This is a genomic window from Ferrovibrio sp., from assembly GCF_041906005.1.
Taxonomy (GTDB): domain Bacteria; phylum Pseudomonadota; class Alphaproteobacteria; order Ferrovibrionales; family Ferrovibrionaceae; genus Ferrovibrio.
Map to the genome: position 1 here is coordinate 1237501 of NZ_JAYRJY010000001.1, position 18042 is coordinate 1255542.

Genomic DNA, 18042 nt, shown 5'->3' on the forward strand with positions numbered 1-18042 from the left:
AGCGGCGATAATTTCTTGACCCCTGACTCCGGGCTGGCAATAGTTTGTCCGCCCGGTCGGGGGCGCGTTTGGTAAACGGGGGATTCGTGTCGATTAAGCGTTTTGATTCCAGCCGCTTAGCCAAATCCAAGGCGCTGCGGGGCCCGGTGATTCTGCCGGCCGCCCTTGTCATGGCGTCGCTGATTGGCGGTGGCGCCATGCTGCAGGCGCGTCTGAACAAGGCCGATCCGGCCCGCGCGGTGGAACACGCCGTCGCCGAAGCCTTCCGCATTGCCCCCACGCTGGAATCCTTCGTCATCCAGCCCGATAGCTGGTGGCCCGACGCGCTGAACACCGCGGATCTGCTGCCCGCGCGCGTGCTGAAGAAAGTCGCCGTCGCGCCGGGCGATACGCTGATGGCGCTGCTCACCGAAGCGGGCGCCGAGCCGGGCGACAGCCAGGCCGCGATCAACGCGCTGCATGCGAAATTCAATCCGCGCAAGCTGAAGGTGGGCCAGGAAATCACGCTCACCTTCGAACGCAACGATGCCGACAGCTATCGCTTGTTCGAAATGTCGCTGTCGCCCAGCATCGAGCGCGAAGTCAGCGTGGTGCGCGCCGATGACGGTTTCCGCGCGAGCGAGACGATCCGCGAATTCAATGTCGACCGCGCGCGCGTCGCCGGCGAGATTGAGGACAGCCTCTACAATGCCGGCATCAATGCGGGCTTGAACAACAGCCTGCTCAGCGAGTTCATCCGCATCTTCTCCTACGATGTCGACTTCCAGCGCGAGGTGCAGACCGGCGACCGCTTCGAATTGTTCTTCGACCGCCATTTCGACGACGCCGGCAAGACGGTGAAAACCGGACGCATCGTCGGCGCGTCGATGACGCTCTCTGGCCGCGAGCTGCGCTATTACTTCTACCAGCCCTCCGACGGCGGCGATGCCGATTACTTCACGCCGACCGGCTCCAGCGTGCGCAAGGCGCTGCTGCGCACGCCGATCGACGGCGCGCGGCTGACCTCGGGCTTTGGCATGCGCCGCCATCCGATCCTGGGTTTCAGCCTGATGCACAAGGGCCTCGATTTCGGCGCACAGACCGGCACGCCGATCCAGGCCGCCGGCGACGGCACCGTGGAACTGGCCGGCTGGAATGGCGCCTATGGCCAGTATGTGCGCATCAAGCACGGCAACGGCTATGCCACCGCCTATGCGCATATGAGCCGCCTGGGCGTGAAGACCGGCCAGCGCGTGCGCCAGGGCCAGGTGATCGGCGCGGTGGGCACCACCGGCCGCTCCACCGGCCCGCACCTGCATTACGAGGTGATGGTGAACGGCAAGCAGGTGAACCCCGCCGGCGTGCGCTTCCCCTCGGGCCGCAAGCTGGAAGGCCGCGAATACGAACGCTTCCGCAAGCATGTCGAGGGCCTGGACCAGGAAATCCGCGGCACCCCCGTATTGGCGCTGCTGAACCGCCAGGACTGAACCGCGGGACTGATACAACCGATACAATATTGAATTTGCCGCCCGGCGCGGCGTGAACCAAACTCCGGTGCGAAAATGTCGCCCGGAGTTTTTTCATGCCCACGCTCCCCGTACTCTACGACTATCTCGATTCCGGCAACGGCTATAAATGCCGGCTGCTGCTCGCCCAGCTCAACATTCCCTACACCCGCGTCGAACTCGACATCGACAGGGGCGAGACGCGCACGCCCGAATTCCTGGCCAAGAACCCCAATGGCCGCATCCCGGCGCTGGAACTCGATGACGGAACCGTGCTGGCCGAAAGCAACGCCATCCTGTGTTACCTGGCCGACGGCACGCCCTACTGGCCGTCAGACCGGCTGGCGAAGGCACAGGTTCTGCAATGGCTGTTCTTCGAACAATACAGCCACGAGCCCTATGTCGCCACGCCGCGCTACATCCTGCGCCATCTGGGCCGCCAGCATCCGCGCATGAGTGAGATGCCCGACCGCCTGAAACGCGGCCGCGATGCGCTGAGCGTGATGGACACGCACCTGGCCAAACACGACTTCTTCGTCGGCAACCGCTACACCATCGCCGACATCGCGCTCTACGCCTACACCCACCGCGCCCATGAAGCCGACCTGGACCTGACGCCCTGGCCGGCCCTGCGCTCTTGGCTCGCCCGCGTCGCCAGCCAGCCCGGCCATATCAAGATGCTGCCGGGGGACTGATATCTTTTCTCGTCATGCCCGGCCTTGTGCCGGGCATCCACGTCTTCCTTTTAAAACAACTCGCGGATGGCCGGGACAAGCCCGGGCATGACACTGTTTGTTTAACTGACCGCCGCGCCTTATTCGGCCGCCATGTCCACCGCGCGGCCCTGGATCGTCAGGCCCTGCGCGCCGGCACTCACGCTCACCGTCGCGCCGTCGGGGATGGCGCCTTCCAGGATCTGGCTGGCAAGCGGGTTCTGCAGCGCGCGCTGGATCACGCGCTTCAAGGGCCGCGCGCCATAGACCGGATCGTAGCCGGCATCGGCCAGCCACTTCTTCGCGGCGTCATCCAGCTTGAGCTCGATCTTGCGGTCGGCCAGCAGCTTGCGCAGGCGCATGAGCTGGATGTCCACGATGCCGGTCATGTTCTCGCGGCTTAAGCGGCGGAACAGGATCACTTCATCCAGGCGGTTGAGGAATTCCGGCCGGAAGCTGGCGCGGACCACTTCCATCACCTGATGCCGGGTGGCCTCGTCGATCTGCTCGCCCTCGGCGCGGGCCAGATATTCGCTGCCCAGGTTCGAGGTCAGGATGATCACGGTGTTCTTGAAATCCACCGTGCGGCCCTGGCCGTCGGTGAGCCGGCCGTCGTCGAGCACCTGCAGCAGCACGTTGAACACGTCCGGATGCGCTTTTTCCACCTCGTCGAACAGGATCACCTGATAGGGCCGCCGGCGCACGGCTTCGGTGAGGGCGCCGCCCTCGTCATAGCCCACATAACCCGGAGGCGCGCCGATCAGGCGGCTGACCGAGTGCTTTTCCATGTATTCCGACATGTCCATGCGCACCATGGCGCTGTCGTCGTCGAACAGGAATTCGGCCAGCGCCTTAGTCAGCTCGGTCTTGCCCACGCCGGTGGGGCCGAGGAACAGGAAACTGCCGATCGGGCGGTTGGGGTCCTGCAGGCCGGCGCGCGCGCGGCGCACCGCATTGGCCACCGCCACCAGGGCATCGTCCTGGCCGACCACGCGGGTCGCCAGCTTGTTTTCCATGGTGAGCAGCTTTTCGCGTTCGCCTGACAGCATCTTGTCGACCGGAATGCCGGTCCAGCGCGACACCACACCGGCGATGTCGCTCTCGGTGACCGACTCGCGCACGATGGATTTCTCACCCTTCGCTCCTCCCTTCTCGGCCTCCTGCAGCTTGCGCTCCAGGTCCGGGATCACGCCGTAGGAAAGTTCGGACGCGCGGTTCCAGTCGGCCTTGGCCTTGGCCTGATCGAGGTCGAGGCGGGCCTGGTCGAGCTGTTCCTTCAGCTTCTTGGCATCGCCCAGCTTGTCCTTCTCGCCCTGCCAGGCGGCCGTGAGGCGGGCCGATTCTTCCTCGATATCGGCCAGTTCCTTCTCAAGCTTGCCCAGCCGGTCCTTCGAGGCCGGATCGGTCTCTTTCTTCAGGGCTTCGCGCTCGATCTTGAGCTGCATGATGCGGCGGTCGAGTTCGTCGAGCGCCTCGGGCTTGCTGTCCACTTCCATGCGGAGCCGCGAGGCGGCCTCGTCGACCAGGTCGATGGCCTTGTCGGGCAGGAAGCGGTCGGTGATGTAGCGGTTGGAGAGTGTGGCGGCGGCCACGATGGCGCCGTCGGTGATGCGCACGCCATGGTGCACTTCATACTTCTCCTTCAGGCCACGCAGGATCGAGATGGTGTCTTCCACCGTGGGCTCGCCCACGAAGACCGACTGGAAGCGCCGCGCCAGGGCGGCATCCTTCTCGATATACTTGCGGTATTCATCCAGCGTGGTCGCGCCAACGCAATGCAGTTCGCCGCGCGCCAAAGCGGGCTTGAGCAGGTTGGAGGCATCCATGGCGCCATCGGCCTTGCCCGCGCCGACCAGCGTGTGCAGCTCGTCGATGAACAGGATGATCTGGCCTTCCGCCGAAGTGACCTCGGCCAGCACGGCCTTCAGCCGCTCCTCGAATTCGCCGCGGAATTTCGCGCCGGCGATCATGGCGCCCAGATCCAACGCCATCAGGCGCTTGTCCTTGAGGCTTTCCGGCACGTCGCCCTTGCTGATCCGCAGGGCGAGACCCTCGACGATGGCGGTCTTGCCGACGCCGGGCTCGCCGATCAGCACGGGGTTGTTCTTGGTGCGGCGCGAGAGCACCTGGATGGTGCGGCGGATTTCCTCGTCGCGGCCGATCACCGGATCGAGCTTGCCGGTTTCAGCGGCCTCGGTGAGGTCGCGGGCATATTTCTTCAGCGCGTCGTAGGCCTGCTCGGCCGAGGCGCTGTCGGCCTTTTTGCCTTTACGCATGTCCTGAATGGCTTTCTCCAGAGCCTGGGGGGAAACATTGCCGGCCTTGATCGCGTCGGCAGCCGGATTGCCGGCATTCATCGCCAGCGCCTGCAGCAGGCGTTCGGCGGCGACGAAACTGTCGCCCGCCTTTTCGCGCAGCTTGTCGGCGGTCTCGAACAGGCGCGCCATCTCGGGCGCGAGGTAAAGCTGGCCGGCACCGGCACCTTCCACTTTCGGAATCTTGCCCAGCGCCTCTTCGTTCTTCGCCTTCACCACCTCGGGCTGCCCGCCGGCCGCGCGGATCAGGCCCGCTGCCATGCCTTCGGGGTCGTCGATCAGGACTTTGAGGAGATGTTCGGGGGAGAAGCGCTGATGCCCGCGGGCCAGGGCCATATTCTGCGCCGCCTGCAGAAAACCGCGGCTGCGTTCGGTGTACTTCTCGAAATCCATGTCTGAGCTCCTTGCTGGCAGCCCTCGATCGCAACCCCCGCTTCAGCGGCAGGTTCCAGTCGGGCCCCTCTCTCGTGATCTGATGTGGGAAGCGACTGCCACCGTACAAGAGCCCCTTTGGCGGTTTTTCGCCTTGATCTTTCTCAAGGCGGGAGAGGTCCCACACCCTTCTTCCGTCATGCCCGGCCCCAGGAAATGATTCTTGGCCGGGCATCCACGTCTTAAAAAAAGAACTCGTGGATGGCCGGGCCATGACGTAAAATTGGAGACAGGCACCACAGCCCCTCACGCCCCCGATGGCGCCTCGATCTCCGGCGGATCGAAGCCGCCCATGGCGCGGATGCGGGCGAGATCGGGGCCTTCCAGATCGGTAATGGTGCCAAGCAGTGCCGCGCGGCTGCGCGGTTCGGGCGGCGGCGGCACCAGATGACGCGGTGGGCGGCCCGGCCAGGGATTGTCATCCTCCGGCCGGGTGCGGGCCGGCAGCGGTTTGCGCGCGTTCGTGGCGGTTTCGGTCGGTTTGCGATCGCTGGCGATCGTTTCCGGCCGGTCCGCTTCGTTTCGGTCCGTTTCGTTGGCGTTCGATTCGCTTCGTTTGGCTTCGTTCGTGTTCGTTAGGGCTCGTTCGGCTTCGTTGGCATTCGTTTCGCTTCGGTCGGTTTCAGCCCCGAGCGCGGGGAAGCGGGCGGCGAATTTATCCTGCATGGCCGCCACCTGGGCATCCATGCGGCGTTTTTCCGCCGCCAGCCGGGCGCGCAGGGCCATATTGGGCGCCGGACGGCCGGCAGTCGCCAACGCCTCGACCCGGGCCTCGACGGCCATGGCGCCCGCGTCCGGCACTGCCGGGGCGGCCATGAGAGCACGCAGGGTTTCAGCATCCAGACTCTCCGGCTGCTGCAGACGATCACGGATCGCGGCCGGGCCGGCCAATTCGGCTTGCAGGCTAGCTGCGGCCTGCCGCTGTTCGGCGGCCCGGGCCACCAGGAAACGGAATCGCGAGCTTTTGTGCAGATGGCGCCAGAAGCGGTCTTCATCGATGCCCAGCTCGGCGGCGATGACGGCCGGCGCCACGCCTTCGGCGAAGCGTCGCGCGGCCCGCTTCCAGTCGATCATCACCGGCGTCCTGCGCGGCTTTTTCTGATGAATGGTTTCATCCTTGAACGGATCATATGTCTCGCGGGCCATGGCGGCCTCCTGTAAATTAGAACATAATGAGAAAATATATAGGATAATAATCAAAGTTCAAGACAAAAAGGTGCGTCCGGCCGGTCGTAAATCAGGACTTACCCCGCCCCCGGCCCTCGGGCATGATCCGCCGCGGACGGACGAATCATCCCACCGCGTGAATTCAAGGGGCTACAGTCATGTATCTGCAAACCGTTGCCGAGGCCGAGGCCACCGGCGCGCTGGCCGACATCTATAAGGACCAGAAGGCCCGCATGGGCTTTGTGATGGCCACGGCCTTCAGCATGAGCCCGCGGCCCGACCTGCTGCCGCTCTATACCGATTTCATGGCCAAGGTGCGGGCCGGCTTTTCGCTGGGCCAGCGCGAATGGCGGCTGATCACCCTAGTGGCCGCCAAGCAGGTGCCGTCCACCTATTGCTCCTATGTCTATGGCCAGCAGCTGATCGCCGACCTGGGCTCGAAGCAGGCGGTGATCGCCGTGCAGCGCGATTTCCGCAAGGCCGGCCTGAGCGAGCAGGACGTGGCGATGCTGACCTATGCCGAGCAGATCGCCAGGGACGCCTCGAAAATCGGTCCCGCCGATATCGAACCCCTGCGCAAGGCGGGCTTCAGCGACCGGCAGATCTGCGACATCGCGCTCTGCGCCTCGCTGCGCTGTTTCATCAGCCGCTTCTATGATGCCGTCGGCGCCGGGCCGGACGCCGCCTATATCGACGACGATCCGGAGTTCCGCGCCGCGTTGACGGTGGGCAAGACACCCTGATGACCTGATCGCCGGCGCGGGCGACGCGGAAAAGGTTTACCCGCCGCCCCGCCTCGCCTAAACAGGGGCCAGCCCTCTCCGGCCAACAGGACGATCTGACCATGTGCGGCATTGCCGGCATTCTGACCTGGCGCGACACGGCCCCCGAGAAACTGGGCACGCGCATCACGGCGATGACCGACGCCATCGGCTATCGCGGCCCCGATGCCGCCACCGCCTGGCTGGATGCCCCGGCCGGACTGGCCTTGGGCCATCGCCGGCTGGCCATCGTGGATCTGACCGAAACCGGCGCGCAGCCGATGGCCAGCGCCAATGGCCGGTTCGAGATTTGCTACAACGGCGAAATCTTCAATGCCGCCGATGTGGCGCGGGACCTGCCGGGCATCAACTGGCGCGGCACCTCGGATACGGAAGTCCTGCTGGAAGCCTGCGTGGCCTGGGGCGTGGATGCCGCCATCCGCCGCTTCATCGGCATGTTCGCCTTCGCCCTGTGGGACCGCGAGACGCGGCAGCTCTGGCTGGTGCGCGACCGCCTGGGCATCAAGCCGCTCTACTGGACGATCCAGCAGACGGATGAAGGCAAGGTGCTGCTGTTCGGCTCGGAGCTGAAGGCGCTGACCGCCTATCCGGGCTGGCAACCGAAGCTGGACCGCGAGGCCCTGGCCGGTTACCTGCGCTTTGGTTATGTGCCGGCGCCGCGTTCGATCTATGGCGGCGTACAGAAGCTGCCGCCAGGGCATATCCTGCGCATTGACCAGCATGGCCAGACCGAGCAGAGCTGCTTCTGGAACCTGCGCGAAATCGCGGCCCATGGTGTGCGCCACCGCGACCACCGTAGCGAGGCCGAGCAGACCGAGGCCCTGCACGATTTGCTGAAAGACGCCGTGAAGCGGCGCATGCTTGCCGATGTGCCGCTGGGCGCGTTCCTGTCAGGCGGCATCGATTCATCGACGGTGGTTGCGCTGATGCAGGCGCAGTCCGACCGCCCCGTGCAGACTTTTTCCATCGGCTTCCGCGAGGATGCCTTCAACGAAGCCGACCATGCCCGCGCGGTGGCGAAGCACCTGGGCACCGACCACACCGAGCTGATCGTGGACCCCGAGCATGCGCGCAGCGTGATCCCGCGCCTGCCCGAGATGTATGACGAGCCCTTTGCCGATTCCTCGCAGATCCCGACCCATCTGGTGTCGGAACTGGCGCGGCGCCACGTCACCGTGTCGTTGTCGGGCGATGGCGGGGATGAGATCTTTGCCGGTTATGTGCGTTATCTGGGCATCGACCGGCTGTGGGCCTGGCTCGGGCCCCTGCCCGGCGGTTTGCGCGGCGCTGGCGCCGGCCTGCTGCAGATGCTGTCGCCCGATGCCTGGGATGCCCTGCTGGCCCCCGTGCCGACGCGCTACAAGCCGGTTTTCCTGGGCGACAAGATCCACAAGGGCGCGGCGATCATGGCCGCGTCCAATCCCGATGTGATGTATGATCGGCTGGTCAGCCTGTGGCCCGATGCGGACACCATGGTGCGCGGCAGCCATGCCCGCGCGCCGCAGCAGGATGCGCGGCTGGTTGCCGACCTGCCCGAAACGGTGGCGCGGCTGCGCTATCGCGACATGACCACCTATCTGCCGGACGACATCCTGACCAAGGTGGATCGCGCCAGCATGGCCGTGGCGCTGGAGGCACGCGTGCCGCTGCTGGATCATCGCGTGGTGGAATTCGCCTGGACCCTGCCGCCCGACCGGCTGCTGAAGGATGGCGTGGGCAAACGTATCCTGCGCAATGTTCTCTACAAATACGTCCCGCGTGGACTGGTCGAGCGGCCCAAGACCGGCTTCAGCATGCCGGTGGGCGACTGGCTGCGCGGGCCGTTGCGCGACTGGGCGGAAGACCTGCTGTCGGAACAGCGGTTGCAGGCCGATAGCCTGATCGATCCCGCACCCGTGCGCCGGCGCTGGGATGAACATCTGTCCGGCCGTCGGAACTGGCAGCACAGCCTGTGGACCATCCTGATGTTCCAAGCCTGGCGGGCACGCTGGCCGGGTGTGTCGCTCTAGGCCTTCTGCGGGCTGCGCGCAAAGCGCGAATTTACGCTGCGTCGCAATGACTTGAGTCATGCCTGACGGAGCGGAAACCGCGCGTTGCGGTTCGTTGACAGCCCCCAAACCGGGTTATAGTGTGCAGCGCGAAAAACGCATGCGCGCTCACGTCTTTCTGGGTCTTTCCCGGCGCTGCATCCGTATCGCCGCTTATTCGCTCAATAAATCAGGATTGGATGTCCATGAAGGTTCTGGTCGCGGTCAAGCGCGTGGTTGACTACAACGTCAAGATCCGCGTGAAAGCGGACAAGACGGGCGTCGACCTCGCCAACGTGAAGATGTCGATGAACCCCTTCGACGAAATCGCCGTCGAGGAAGCCGTGCGGCTAAAGGAAGCCGGCGTGGCGACCGAAGTGATCGCCGTCTCGATCGGCCCGGCCCAGGCGCAGGAAACCCTGCGCACCGCCCTGGCCATGGGCGCCGACCGCGGCATCCTGGTGAAGACCGACGCCGAAGTGCAGCCGCTGGCCGTCGCCAAGCTGCTGGCCAAGATCGCCGAAGCCGAAGCCCCGCAGCTTGTCATCGTCGGCAAGCAGGCCATCGACGACGACAGCAACCAGACCGGCCAGATGCTGGCCGCGCTGATGAACTGGCCGCAGGGCACCTTCGCCAACAAGGTGGCGCTGGCCGACGGCAAGACGACCGTGGTGCGCGAAGTCGACGGCGGCCTGGAGACGGTGGAGCTGAAGCTGCCGGCGGTGGTGACCACCGACCTGCGCCTCAACGAGCCGCGTTATGCCTCGCTGCCCAACATCATGAAGGCAAAGAAGAAGCCGATCGACGAGAAGACGCCGGAGGATTTCGGCGTGGATATCGCGCCGCGGCTGAAGACGCTGTCGGTCGACGAGCCGCCGAAGCGTTCGGCCGGCATCAAGGTGCCCGACGTGGCGACCCTGGTGCAGAAGCTGAAGACCGAAGCGGGAGTGATCTGAGATGAGCGTTCTGGTTATCGCTGAACACGACAACGCCTCGATCAAGGCGCCGACCCTGAACACCGTCACCGCCGCGACCAAGATCGGCGGCGACGTGCATGTGCTGGTGGCCGGCGAGAATTGCGGCGCCGCTGCCGCTGCCGCCGCCAAGATCGCCGGCGTTTCCAAGGTGATCCAGGTCGAGGCCGCCCATTACGCCCATGGCCTGGCCGAGGCCCTGAGCCGCCTGATCGCCAAGCTGGGCAAGGGTTATGCCGCCATCCTGGCGCCCGAGACCACCTCGGGCAAGAATGTGATGCCGCGCGTGGCCGCCCTGCTCGACGTGATGCAGATCTCGGGCATCGTCGAGGTGAAGTCGGCGGATACGTTTGTCCGCCCGATCTATGCCGGCAACGCCATGGCGACCGTGCAGTCGTCGGATGCCATCAAGGTGATCACCGTGCGCACGACCGGCTTTGCCGCAGCCAGCGCCGAGGGCGGTTCGGCCGCCATCGAGGCGGGCGCGGCGGATGCCGATCCGGGCCTGTCGAAGTTCATCGGCCAGGAACTGCAGAAGTCGGACCGTCCGGAGCTGACCTCGGCCAAGATCGTCGTCTCGGGCGGCCGCGGCATGGGCTCGGGCGAGAATTTCAAGCTGATCGAGGCCGTGGCCGACAAGTTGGGCGCCGCCGTGGGCGCCAGCCGCGCCGCCGTGGATGCCGGCTTCGTGCCGAACGATTACCAGGTGGGCCAGACCGGCAAGATCGTCGCGCCGCAGCTCTACATCGCCGTCGGCATCTCGGGCGCCATCCAGCACCTGGCCGGCATGAAGGACAGCAAGGTGATCGTCGCCATCAACAAGGACGAGGAGGCGCCGATCTTCCAGGTGGCCGATTACGGCCTGGTCGGCGACCTGTTCAAGATCCTGCCCGAGCTCGAAGCCGAGCTGGCCAAGTAAGCCGCGAAGGACCGAGGAACCGCATGATCAAAACGATTGGGGTGATCGGCGCGGGCCAGATGGGCAACGGTATCGCCCATGTCTGCGCGCTGGCCGGCTATGATGTCGTCTTGCAGGACATCAACGCCGAGCAGCTGAACAAGGCGCTGGAGACCATCGGCGGCAACATGAACCGCCAGGTCGCCCGCGGCAAGATCAGCGAGGCCGACAAGGCTGCGGCGCTGACCCGCATCCGCACCTCGAACGACATCCGCGTCTTCGCCGAGACCGATTTCGTGGTCGAGGCCGCCACCGAGAACGAGGCGGTGAAGAAAAAGATCTTCGCCGACCTCTGCCCGGTGCTGAAGAAAGACGCGCTGCTGGCGACCAACACCTCGTCGATCTCGGTGACCCGGCTGGCCTCGGCCACCGACCGGCCCGAGAAGTTCATGGGCATGCATTTCATGAACCCGGTGCCGGTGATGGCGCTGGTCGAGCTGATCCGCGGCATCGCCACCGACGAGGACACCTTCCGCCAGGTGCGCGAACTGACCGTCAAGCTGGGCAAGCAGCCGGCCAATTCGGAAGACTTCCCCGCCTTCATCGTCAACCGCATCCTGCTGCCGATGATCAACGAGGCGATCTATACCCTGTATGAGGGCGTGGGCTCGGTGGAAGCCATCGACACGGCGATGCGCCTGGGCGCCAACCATCCGATGGGGCCGCTGCAGCTGGCCGACTTCATCGGCCTCGACACCTGCCTCTCGATCATGCAGGTGCTGTACGAGGGCCTGGCCGACAGCAAATACCGTCCGTGTCCTCTTCTCGTGAAGTATGTCGAGGCCGGCTGGCTCGGCCGCAAGACCAACCGCGGCTTCTACGATTATCGCGGCGAACATCCGACGCCGACGCGGTAAAAGCCGGGGATCGACGGATACGAAAAAAGGGGCCGCAAGGCCCCTTTTGTTTTTTCATCCCTGACGCGTCAGGCCACTTAAAGAAACGCGTGGATGCTCGGGCCAAGCCCGAGCATGACGGTATTGATACCCCCTACTTCCCCGCCGTCTTCGTCTTCTCATTGATCAGCGCGTCGATCAGCTTCAGCGCATCGGGCGAATCCCACGCCGCCTCGCCGACCAGGCGGCCGACCTCGCGGCCCTGGGCGTCGATCAGGATGGTGGTGGGCAGGCCGACGGCGCCCCAGGCGCGGCCCGATTTCATGCTGGCATCCACATAGGGGGCGAGCCGGGTGACGCCGGTCTCGCTCAGGAACTTCTCCACCTTGGCGCGGCCGCCGCGATCCTGCGCCACGGCCACCACCTCGAAATCCTTGCCGCCGCGCTGGGCCTGCAGGCGATCCAGGGCCGGCATCTCGGCGCGGCAGGGAATGCACCAGGTGGCCCACAGATTGAGCAGCACGACCTTGCCGCGCTGGGCCTCCAGGGTGGTGGGCCGGTCGGCCGGGTCGCTGAATTCAGGCTGCGCGACTGGCTTCCGCTCGGCCGAGAGGCTAAGTTTGCGCATCTCGCCGTCGCGGGGCAGATCGGCGGCCAGGGCCGGCACAGCCAAGGCAACCGACGCCAGCACGGCCATCATCGCAACCCGTTTCATCAGCACCATCACCAGATCCTTCATGTCGGCACGCAAAGCATCAGATAAGTCGAAAGCCCGGTCCAAACAAGGCGGGGCTAAACAAGCCGGCTCCAACAGCATGTGGGGCGGCCGTTTCGCTGCCGGCCCGGCGGCGATCATGACCGAGATCAACGCCTCGATCCGCTTCGACCAGAAGCTGTATCGCCAGGATATCCGCGGCTCAGCCGCGCATTGCCGCATGCTGGTACGCCAGGGCCTGATCTCGGCTGCCGAGGGTAAAAAGATCCAGGCCGGGCTGCAGACAATTCTGCGTGAGATCGAGGCCGGCAAGTTCAGGATCGATCCGCGGCTGGAAGACATCCACATGCATGTGGAGGCGCGGCTGGCCGAGCTGATCGGCAAGCCGGCCGGCCGGCTGCACACCGCGCGCTCGCGCAACGACCAGGTGGCGACCGATTTCCGCCTCTGGGTGCGCGATGCCATCGACCGCATCGACGCCGGCCTGCTCGACCTGCAGAAGACCCTGCTGCGCCGCGCCGAGGAGTATGCCGCCACCGTGATGCCGGGCTTCACGCATCTGCAGGCCGCCCAGCCGGTGACCTTCGGCCACCATCTGATGGCCTATGTGGAGATGATCGGCCGCGACCGCTCGCGCTTATCCGACGCCCGCGCGCGGCTGAACGAAAGCCCGCTGGGTGCCGCAGCCCTAGCCGGCACGTCGCTGCCCATCGACCGCGCCAGCACGGCGAAGGAGCTGGGCTTCGACCGCCCGATGGCCAATTCGCTGGATGCCGTGGCCGACCGCGACTACGCGCTGGAATTCTTATCAGTTGCCTCGATCTGCGCCGTGCATCTCTCCAGGCTGGCAGAGGAAATCGTCATCTGGACGAGCGCCCAGTTCCGCTTTATCTCGCTCAGCGATGCCTTCACCACCGGCTCGTCGATCATGCCGCAGAAGCGCAATCCCGATGCCGCCGAGCTGGTGCGCGGCAAGGTGGGCCGCATCGTGGGCAGCCTGAATGCCCTGCTGATCACCATGAAGGGCCTGCCGATGACCTATGGCAAGGACATGCAGGAGGACAAGGAGCCGACGTTTGACGCCGTCGACAGCCTGGAACTCTGCATCGCCGCCACCGCGGGCATGATCGCCGACCTGAAGGCCAATTCAGCCCGCATGCAGGAAGCGGCCGGCGAGGGTTACACCACCGCCACCGACCTGGCCGACTGGTGCGTGCGCAAGATCGACATGCCATTCCGCCAGGCCCATCATGTGGCCGGCAGCCTGGTGAAGCTGGCGGAAAGCCAGGACAAGCCGCTGGAGGCATTGACGCTGAGGGAAATGCAGTCGGTGGAACCGCGCATCACCAGGGATATCTTCGCCGTGCTGGGCGTGCAGAATTCGGTGAAAAGCCGCGTGTCCTATGGTGGCACCGCGCCGGCCAACGTTGCGAAGCAGATTGCGCGCTGGCGCAAGCATCTTGCCTCCGAAAGCAAAAAACGGGACAAAGTCTGATGACTTTCGATCGCCGGATGCACCCTCACCCCAACCCTCTCCCGCAAGCGGGAGAGGGAGGGACCCATCGCAGCAGCGATGGCAGGGTGAGGGCAAAGGTCGCCTTGCTGCTGCTGGTCCTCGCTGCATCCGGCCTCGCCGCCTGCGGCCGCAAGGACCTGCCGGATTATCCGCCCGATGCCACCGAGCGGCCCGGCACCATCGACCGCAACAACCGCAACACCATCCGCTATTACTGAGTTATCCATGACCGGTCTGCCCTGGTTCGACTATCGCGACGGCGTCCTGCATGCCGAAGGCGTCAATCTCCATGCCATCGCGGCTGCCGTGGGCACGCCGGCCTATGTGTATTCGTCGGAAGCCCTGACCCGGCAGTATCGCAGCCTGGCCGATGCCTTTGCCGGCATCGACTGCCTGATCGCCTATGCGATGAAGGCGAATTCCAATCTGTCGGTGCTGCGCCATTTCGGCAGCCTCGGCGCCGGCGCCGATGTGGTCTCGGGCGGCGAGCTGCAGCTGGCGATGAAGGCCGGCATTCCGCCGGGCAAGATCATTTTCGCCGGCGTGGGCAAGACGCGCGCGGAAATGGCGCTGGGGCTGAAAGCCGGCAATACCGGTATCGCGCAGTTCAACGTGGAATCGGAAGCCGAATTGCAGGTGCTGTCCGAGGTCGCCAGCGGCCTGGGCGTAAGGGCGCCGGTGGCGATCCGCATCAATCCCGACGTGGATGCCAAGACGCACAAGAAGATCACCACCGGCAAGGCCGAGAACAAGTTCGGCATTTCCTATCGCCGCGCTCAGGAGGTCTATGCCCTGGCTGCCAGCCTGCCGGGCATCGAGGTGGTGGGCGTGCATGTGCATATCGGCAGTCAGCTCACCGATCTGGCGCCCTATGAGGCCACCTTCATCCGCCTGGCCGAACTGGTGACCGCGCTGCGCGCGGCCGGCCACAATATTCGCCGCGTCGATCTGGGCGGCGGCCTAGGCATCCGCTACGACGACGAGACGGCGCCCGATCCGCAGCTTTATGCCGCCATGGTGCGCAGGCATATCCTGCCGCTGGGCATCGCCGTGGCGCTGGAACCGGGCCGTTTCCTGGTGGGCAATGCCGGGCTGCTGCTGACCCGCGTGGAATACGTGAAGCAGGCCGACGAGAAGACCTTCCTGATTCTCGATTCCGGCATGAACGACCTGATCCGGCCGGCGATGTACGAGGCCTTTCACCGCATCGTGCCGGTGAAAGCTCCGGAAAACGGCGCGGAACTGGCGCCGGTGGATATCGTGGGCCCGATCTGCGAAACCGGCGACACCTTCGCCGAAGGCCGCCCGATGCCGCCCGTTGTCGCTGGGGATTTACTCGCCATCCTCTCGGCCGGTGCGTATAGTTCCGCCATGGCCTCCACCTACAACGCGCGTCCGCTGGCGCCCGAGGTGCTGGTCCATGGCGACCGATTTGCCATCGTGCGGCGTCGCCCTAGCATCGATGAGATGACGGCTTTGGAGACGATGCCGGGATGGTTCAGCGAGGCGCGGGGATAAATCCCACCGATACCGACCCGGTCGAAGACCGGGTTGCCGGTCGCGTCCCCGATTCCGGCGCCAGCCTTTCACCTGTTTTGGAGCGCCGGCTGGCCTTTGCCCGCGCCGCGCTGTTCTGGGAAAACTTCTGGCCCGCCCTGATGCCGGCCGCCGGACTGGTGGCGGTGCTGCTGATCCTCGCCGGCTTCGATGTCTGGCGTTTCACGCCGGTCTGGCTGCATTGGCTGGCGCTGGCCGGTTTCGCCGGCGGCATCATCGCCGCCCTGTGGCTGCGCCTGCGCAGCCTGCGCTGGCCCGACCGCGCCGCCGCCATGCGCCGGCTGGAGCGCGTGAACCTGCTGGACCACCGCCCGCTGGAAGCCGCCGCCGATACGCTGGCTGCCGAGCAGCAGGATCCCATCGCCCAGGCCTTGTGGGCGTTGCATCGCCGCCGCGCGCTGGAGCGGCTGGCCACCGTGCGCGTCGGCACGCCCGAGGCCGGCTGGTGGCGGCGCGACAGCTGGGGCCTGCGCGCGGCGCTCGGGCTGCTGCTGATCGTGGCCTGGGCCAGCCCGGGCGAGGACCGCGCCCAGCGCATCGCCGACACGCTCAATCCCGGCAGCGCCCTGCCGCCCGGCGCCACGCTGCTGGTGGATGCCTGGATCACGCCACCGGCCTATACCGGCAAGGCGCCGCTGTTCCTGACCCGCGACGGCAAGCCGGTGCAGGCCGCGTCCCTGCCTACGGATCTTCCCGGCAGCAGCCCCGCCATCGCCGTGCCGGCCGGCAGCCTGCTGAAGCTGCGCCTGACCGCGCCGCCCGCCGGTTTCAGCCTGCGCTTCGGCACGCAGGAGCAGGCGCTGCATGCCATCGACGAGCGCAACGGCGAGATCGACCTGGCGCTGGACCTGACCCAGGGCAACGATCCGAAACTCACCCTGCATCGCCGCGACAAGGTCTATGCCGAATGGCCCCTGCGCATGGTGCCCGACCTGCCGCCCGTCGTGGCCTTTGCCGGCGAACCCAAGGCCGCCAAGCGCGGCGAACTGGAGATCGCCTTCGAGGGCGAGGACGATTACGGCATCCAGGGCCTGCGCATCGAGATGCGGCGCGAGGGCGCCGAGCAGCCGCAGAGCGTGGATTGGCCGGCGCCGCCGGCGGGCGGCGGCGCGGTGACCGCCACGCAGGGTTTCGACTTCACCGCCCATCCCTGGGCCGGCCTGCAGGTGGCGATGACATTGGTGGCCACCGATGCGCTGGGCCAGGTGGGACGCAGCGAGGCCGTGGTGGTGACGCTGCCGGCGCGGCGGTTCCTACATCCGGTGGCCAAAGCCATCGTCGAGCAGCGCCGCGAGCTGGCGCTGAAACCCGCGCAATGGGCGCGCGTGGTGACGGCCCTGAACGGCCTGAGCCTGGCGCCGGAACGCTATCGCGACGACGTGACCGCGCATCTGGGCCTGCGCATGTCGGCCGCGCGCCTGCGCATGAACCGCGCGCCCGGGTCCATTGCGGCCGTGCAGGACCTGCTCTGGCAGACCGCTTTGCATATCGAGGATGGCCGCGCCAGCCAGAACGAGCGCGATTTCCAGGCCCTGATGGACCGCTTGCAGGATGCCATCGACCGCAATGCCGATGACCAGGACATCCAGAAGCTGATGCAGGAACTGCGCGAGGCGATGGACCGCATGCTGGAGCAGATGCTGCAGGATGCGCTGGAACGGCTGGCGCGCGGCGAGGAACCCGAGGAACTGGGCGACGACGAAGAGGCCATGTCGGGCGACGACCTGCAGGACATGATGGACCAGGCCGAGGACATGGCCCGCATGGGCGACCGCGACCAGGCGCGCGACATGCTGCAGCAGATGCAGCGCATGATGGAGGCGATGAAGAACGGCCGGCTGGCGATCATGCCGGAGGGTCGCCAGAACCAGCGCGGGCAGCGGGGCCAGCGCGGCCAGGGCCAGGCGGGCCAGATGATGCAGGAATTCGGCGAGATGCTGCGCCAGCAACAGCAATTGCTGGACCGCAGCTTCCGCCGCAGCCAGCAATACGGCCGCAACAACCAGCCTGGCCAGCAGGGCCAGGGCCGGCAGCCGGGCGGCGAAAACGAGGCCGATGCGCGGGCGCAGGAAGACCTGCGCCGGCGCCTGGGCGAAATGATGGGCCGGCTGGGCGAGCGTGGCATGCCGATCCCCGACCAGCTCGGCCGCGCCGACCGCGCCATGCGAGACGCGCGCGAATCCTTACGCCGCGGCGAGCCGGGCGAGGCGATGCAGGGCCAGACCGATGCGCTGGACCAGTTGCGCCAGGGCCTGAACCAGATGCAACAGGCCCAGCGCGGCAATCCCGACGGCCAGGCGCCATCGGCGGATTCGCGGCAGAACCAGCGCAACGCCCGCGATCCGCTGGGCCGCAACACCGTGGGCATGGATGAGAATGCGCGCGGCGACGGCGTGCCCGACATGCTGCCGGTGGAGCGCGCGCGCCGCATCCTGGAAGAATTGCAGCGCCGCGCCGGCAACCGCGAACGCCCGCCGGTGGAACTGGATTACCTGGAACGCCTGCTGCGGCGGTTCTGAACGCGCGGTCGATCCAACGATAGATAAATCGTCATCCTCGGACTTGG

The 18042-nt window shown here is 66.1% G+C and carries 14 protein-coding genes; 11 read left to right on the forward strand and 3 right to left on the reverse strand.

The annotated features are described in order from the left end of the window. Window positions 1–170 precede the first annotated feature (170 nt). Together ACE3OO_RS05840 and ACE3OO_RS05845 are read left to right on the forward strand one after the other, a co-directional pair. Window positions 171–1466, forward strand: coding sequence for a peptidoglycan DD-metalloendopeptidase family protein (locus tag ACE3OO_RS05840; RefSeq protein WP_374300712.1), 1296 nt, complete (start codon window positions 171–173; stop codon window positions 1464–1466). A 95-nt stretch (window positions 1467–1561) separates the two neighbouring features. Further along, on the forward strand, window positions 1562–2179 hold the full coding sequence (locus ACE3OO_RS05845; RefSeq protein WP_374300714.1) for a glutathione S-transferase family protein: 618 nt from the start codon (window positions 1562–1564) through the stop codon (window positions 2177–2179). A 119-nt stretch (window positions 2180–2298) separates the two neighbouring features. On the opposite strand, the gene clpB is transcribed toward ACE3OO_RS05845, so the two are convergent. Both clpB and ACE3OO_RS05855 read right to left on the reverse strand, forming a co-directional pair. Then, window positions 2299–4905 carry an ATP-dependent chaperone ClpB gene (clpB, locus tag ACE3OO_RS05850; RefSeq protein WP_374300716.1) on the reverse strand — a complete coding sequence of 869 codons (2607 nt, stop codon included), beginning with the start codon at window positions 4903–4905 and terminating at the stop codon, window positions 2299–2301. Between the two features lie 285 nt (window positions 4906–5190). Next, complete coding sequence (locus ACE3OO_RS05855) at window positions 5191–6090, reverse strand: hypothetical protein (protein WP_374300718.1); 900 nt, start codon at window positions 6088–6090, stop codon at window positions 5191–5193. A 179-nt stretch (window positions 6091–6269) separates the two neighbouring features. Here ACE3OO_RS05855 and ACE3OO_RS05860 point away from each other — a divergent pair, with 179 nt between their 5' ends. The 5 genes from ACE3OO_RS05860 to ACE3OO_RS05880 all read left to right on the forward strand — a co-directional run bounded on the left by ACE3OO_RS05860 (window position 6270) and on the right by ACE3OO_RS05880 (window position 11709). Beyond that, the gene (locus ACE3OO_RS05860; RefSeq protein WP_374300720.1) at window positions 6270–6854 is read left to right on the forward strand and encodes a hypothetical protein; all 585 of its coding nucleotides are present in this window, start codon (window positions 6270–6272) and stop codon (window positions 6852–6854) included. A 101-nt stretch (window positions 6855–6955) separates the two neighbouring features. After that, window positions 6956–8902 carry an asparagine synthase (glutamine-hydrolyzing) gene (gene asnB, locus ACE3OO_RS05865; RefSeq protein ID WP_374300722.1) on the forward strand — a complete coding sequence of 649 codons (1947 nt, stop codon included), beginning with the start codon at window positions 6956–6958 and terminating at the stop codon, window positions 8900–8902. A 224-nt stretch (window positions 8903–9126) separates the two neighbouring features. Continuing rightward, complete coding sequence (locus ACE3OO_RS05870) at window positions 9127–9876, forward strand: electron transfer flavoprotein subunit beta/FixA family protein (protein WP_374300724.1); 750 nt, start codon at window positions 9127–9129, stop codon at window positions 9874–9876. Between the two features lies 1 nt (window position 9877). After that, entirely contained in the window at window positions 9878–10813 is a 936-nt protein-coding gene (locus tag ACE3OO_RS05875) for an electron transfer flavoprotein subunit alpha/FixB family protein (protein WP_374300726.1), read from the forward strand. Window positions 10814–10836: 23 nt separating this feature from the next. Beyond that, the gene (locus ACE3OO_RS05880; protein ID WP_374300728.1) at window positions 10837–11709 is read left to right on the forward strand and encodes a 3-hydroxybutyryl-CoA dehydrogenase; all 873 of its coding nucleotides are present in this window, start codon (window positions 10837–10839) and stop codon (window positions 11707–11709) included. 133 nt (window positions 11710–11842) lie between these two features. On the opposite strand, the gene ACE3OO_RS05885 is transcribed toward ACE3OO_RS05880, so the two are convergent. Then, the gene (locus ACE3OO_RS05885) at window positions 11843–12427 is read right to left on the reverse strand and encodes a TlpA family protein disulfide reductase (RefSeq protein WP_374300730.1); all 585 of its coding nucleotides are present in this window, start codon (window positions 12425–12427) and stop codon (window positions 11843–11845) included. A gap of 76 nt (window positions 12428–12503) precedes the next feature. Between ACE3OO_RS05885 and argH the strand changes: the two genes are divergently transcribed. From argH to ACE3OO_RS05905, 4 genes are all read left to right on the forward strand, one after another. Next, a complete protein-coding gene (argH, locus tag ACE3OO_RS05890; protein ID WP_374300733.1) occupies window positions 12504–13898 on the forward strand; it encodes an argininosuccinate lyase in 1395 nt (464 codons plus the stop codon). A gap of 86 nt (window positions 13899–13984) precedes the next feature. Beyond that, window positions 13985–14137 (forward strand): hypothetical protein, encoded by a 153-nt coding sequence (locus ACE3OO_RS05895; RefSeq protein WP_374300735.1) that lies wholly within the window; start codon window positions 13985–13987, stop codon window positions 14135–14137. A 16-nt stretch (window positions 14138–14153) separates the two neighbouring features. Beyond that, window positions 14154–15437, forward strand: a complete 1284-nt coding sequence (gene lysA, locus ACE3OO_RS05900) for a diaminopimelate decarboxylase (RefSeq protein WP_374304666.1) — start codon at window positions 14154–14156, stop codon at window positions 15435–15437. Further along, window positions 15413–17995 carry a TIGR02302 family protein gene (locus ACE3OO_RS05905; RefSeq protein ID WP_374300738.1) on the forward strand — a complete coding sequence of 861 codons (2583 nt, stop codon included), beginning with the start codon at window positions 15413–15415 and terminating at the stop codon, window positions 17993–17995. The genes lysA and ACE3OO_RS05905 overlap by 25 nt, the downstream gene beginning before the upstream one ends. Window positions 17996–18042: the final 47 nt, after the last annotated feature.

Excerpts from the sequence above, each read along its gene's own strand:
- ACE3OO_RS05840 (WP_374300712.1), top strand. The coding sequence starts at position 171 with ATGGCGTCGCTGATTGGCGGTGGCGCCATGCTGCAGGCGCGTCTGAAC.
- ACE3OO_RS05845 (WP_374300714.1), top strand. The coding sequence starts at position 1,562 with ATGCCCACGCTCCCCGTACTCTACGACTATCTCGATTCCGGCAACGGC.
- clpB (WP_374300716.1), bottom strand. The coding sequence starts at position 4,905 with ATGGATTTCGAGAAGTACACCGAACGCAGCCGCGGTTTTCTGCAGGCG.
- ACE3OO_RS05855 (WP_374300718.1), bottom strand. The coding sequence starts at position 6,090 with ATGGCCCGCGAGACATATGATCCGTTCAAGGATGAAACCATTCATCAG.
- ACE3OO_RS05860 (WP_374300720.1), top strand. The coding sequence starts at position 6,270 with ATGTATCTGCAAACCGTTGCCGAGGCCGAGGCCACCGGCGCGCTGGCC.
- asnB (WP_374300722.1), top strand. The coding sequence starts at position 6,956 with ATGTGCGGCATTGCCGGCATTCTGACCTGGCGCGACACGGCCCCCGAG.
- ACE3OO_RS05870 (WP_374300724.1), top strand. The coding sequence starts at position 9,127 with ATGAAGGTTCTGGTCGCGGTCAAGCGCGTGGTTGACTACAACGTCAAG.
- ACE3OO_RS05875 (WP_374300726.1), top strand. The coding sequence starts at position 9,878 with ATGAGCGTTCTGGTTATCGCTGAACACGACAACGCCTCGATCAAGGCG.
- ACE3OO_RS05880 (WP_374300728.1), top strand. The coding sequence starts at position 10,837 with ATGATCAAAACGATTGGGGTGATCGGCGCGGGCCAGATGGGCAACGGT.
- ACE3OO_RS05885 (WP_374300730.1), bottom strand. The coding sequence starts at position 12,427 with ATGAAGGATCTGGTGATGGTGCTGATGAAACGGGTTGCGATGATGGCC.
- argH (WP_374300733.1), top strand. The coding sequence starts at position 12,504 with ATGTGGGGCGGCCGTTTCGCTGCCGGCCCGGCGGCGATCATGACCGAG.
- ACE3OO_RS05905 (WP_374300738.1), top strand. The coding sequence starts at position 15,413 with ATGGTTCAGCGAGGCGCGGGGATAAATCCCACCGATACCGACCCGGTC.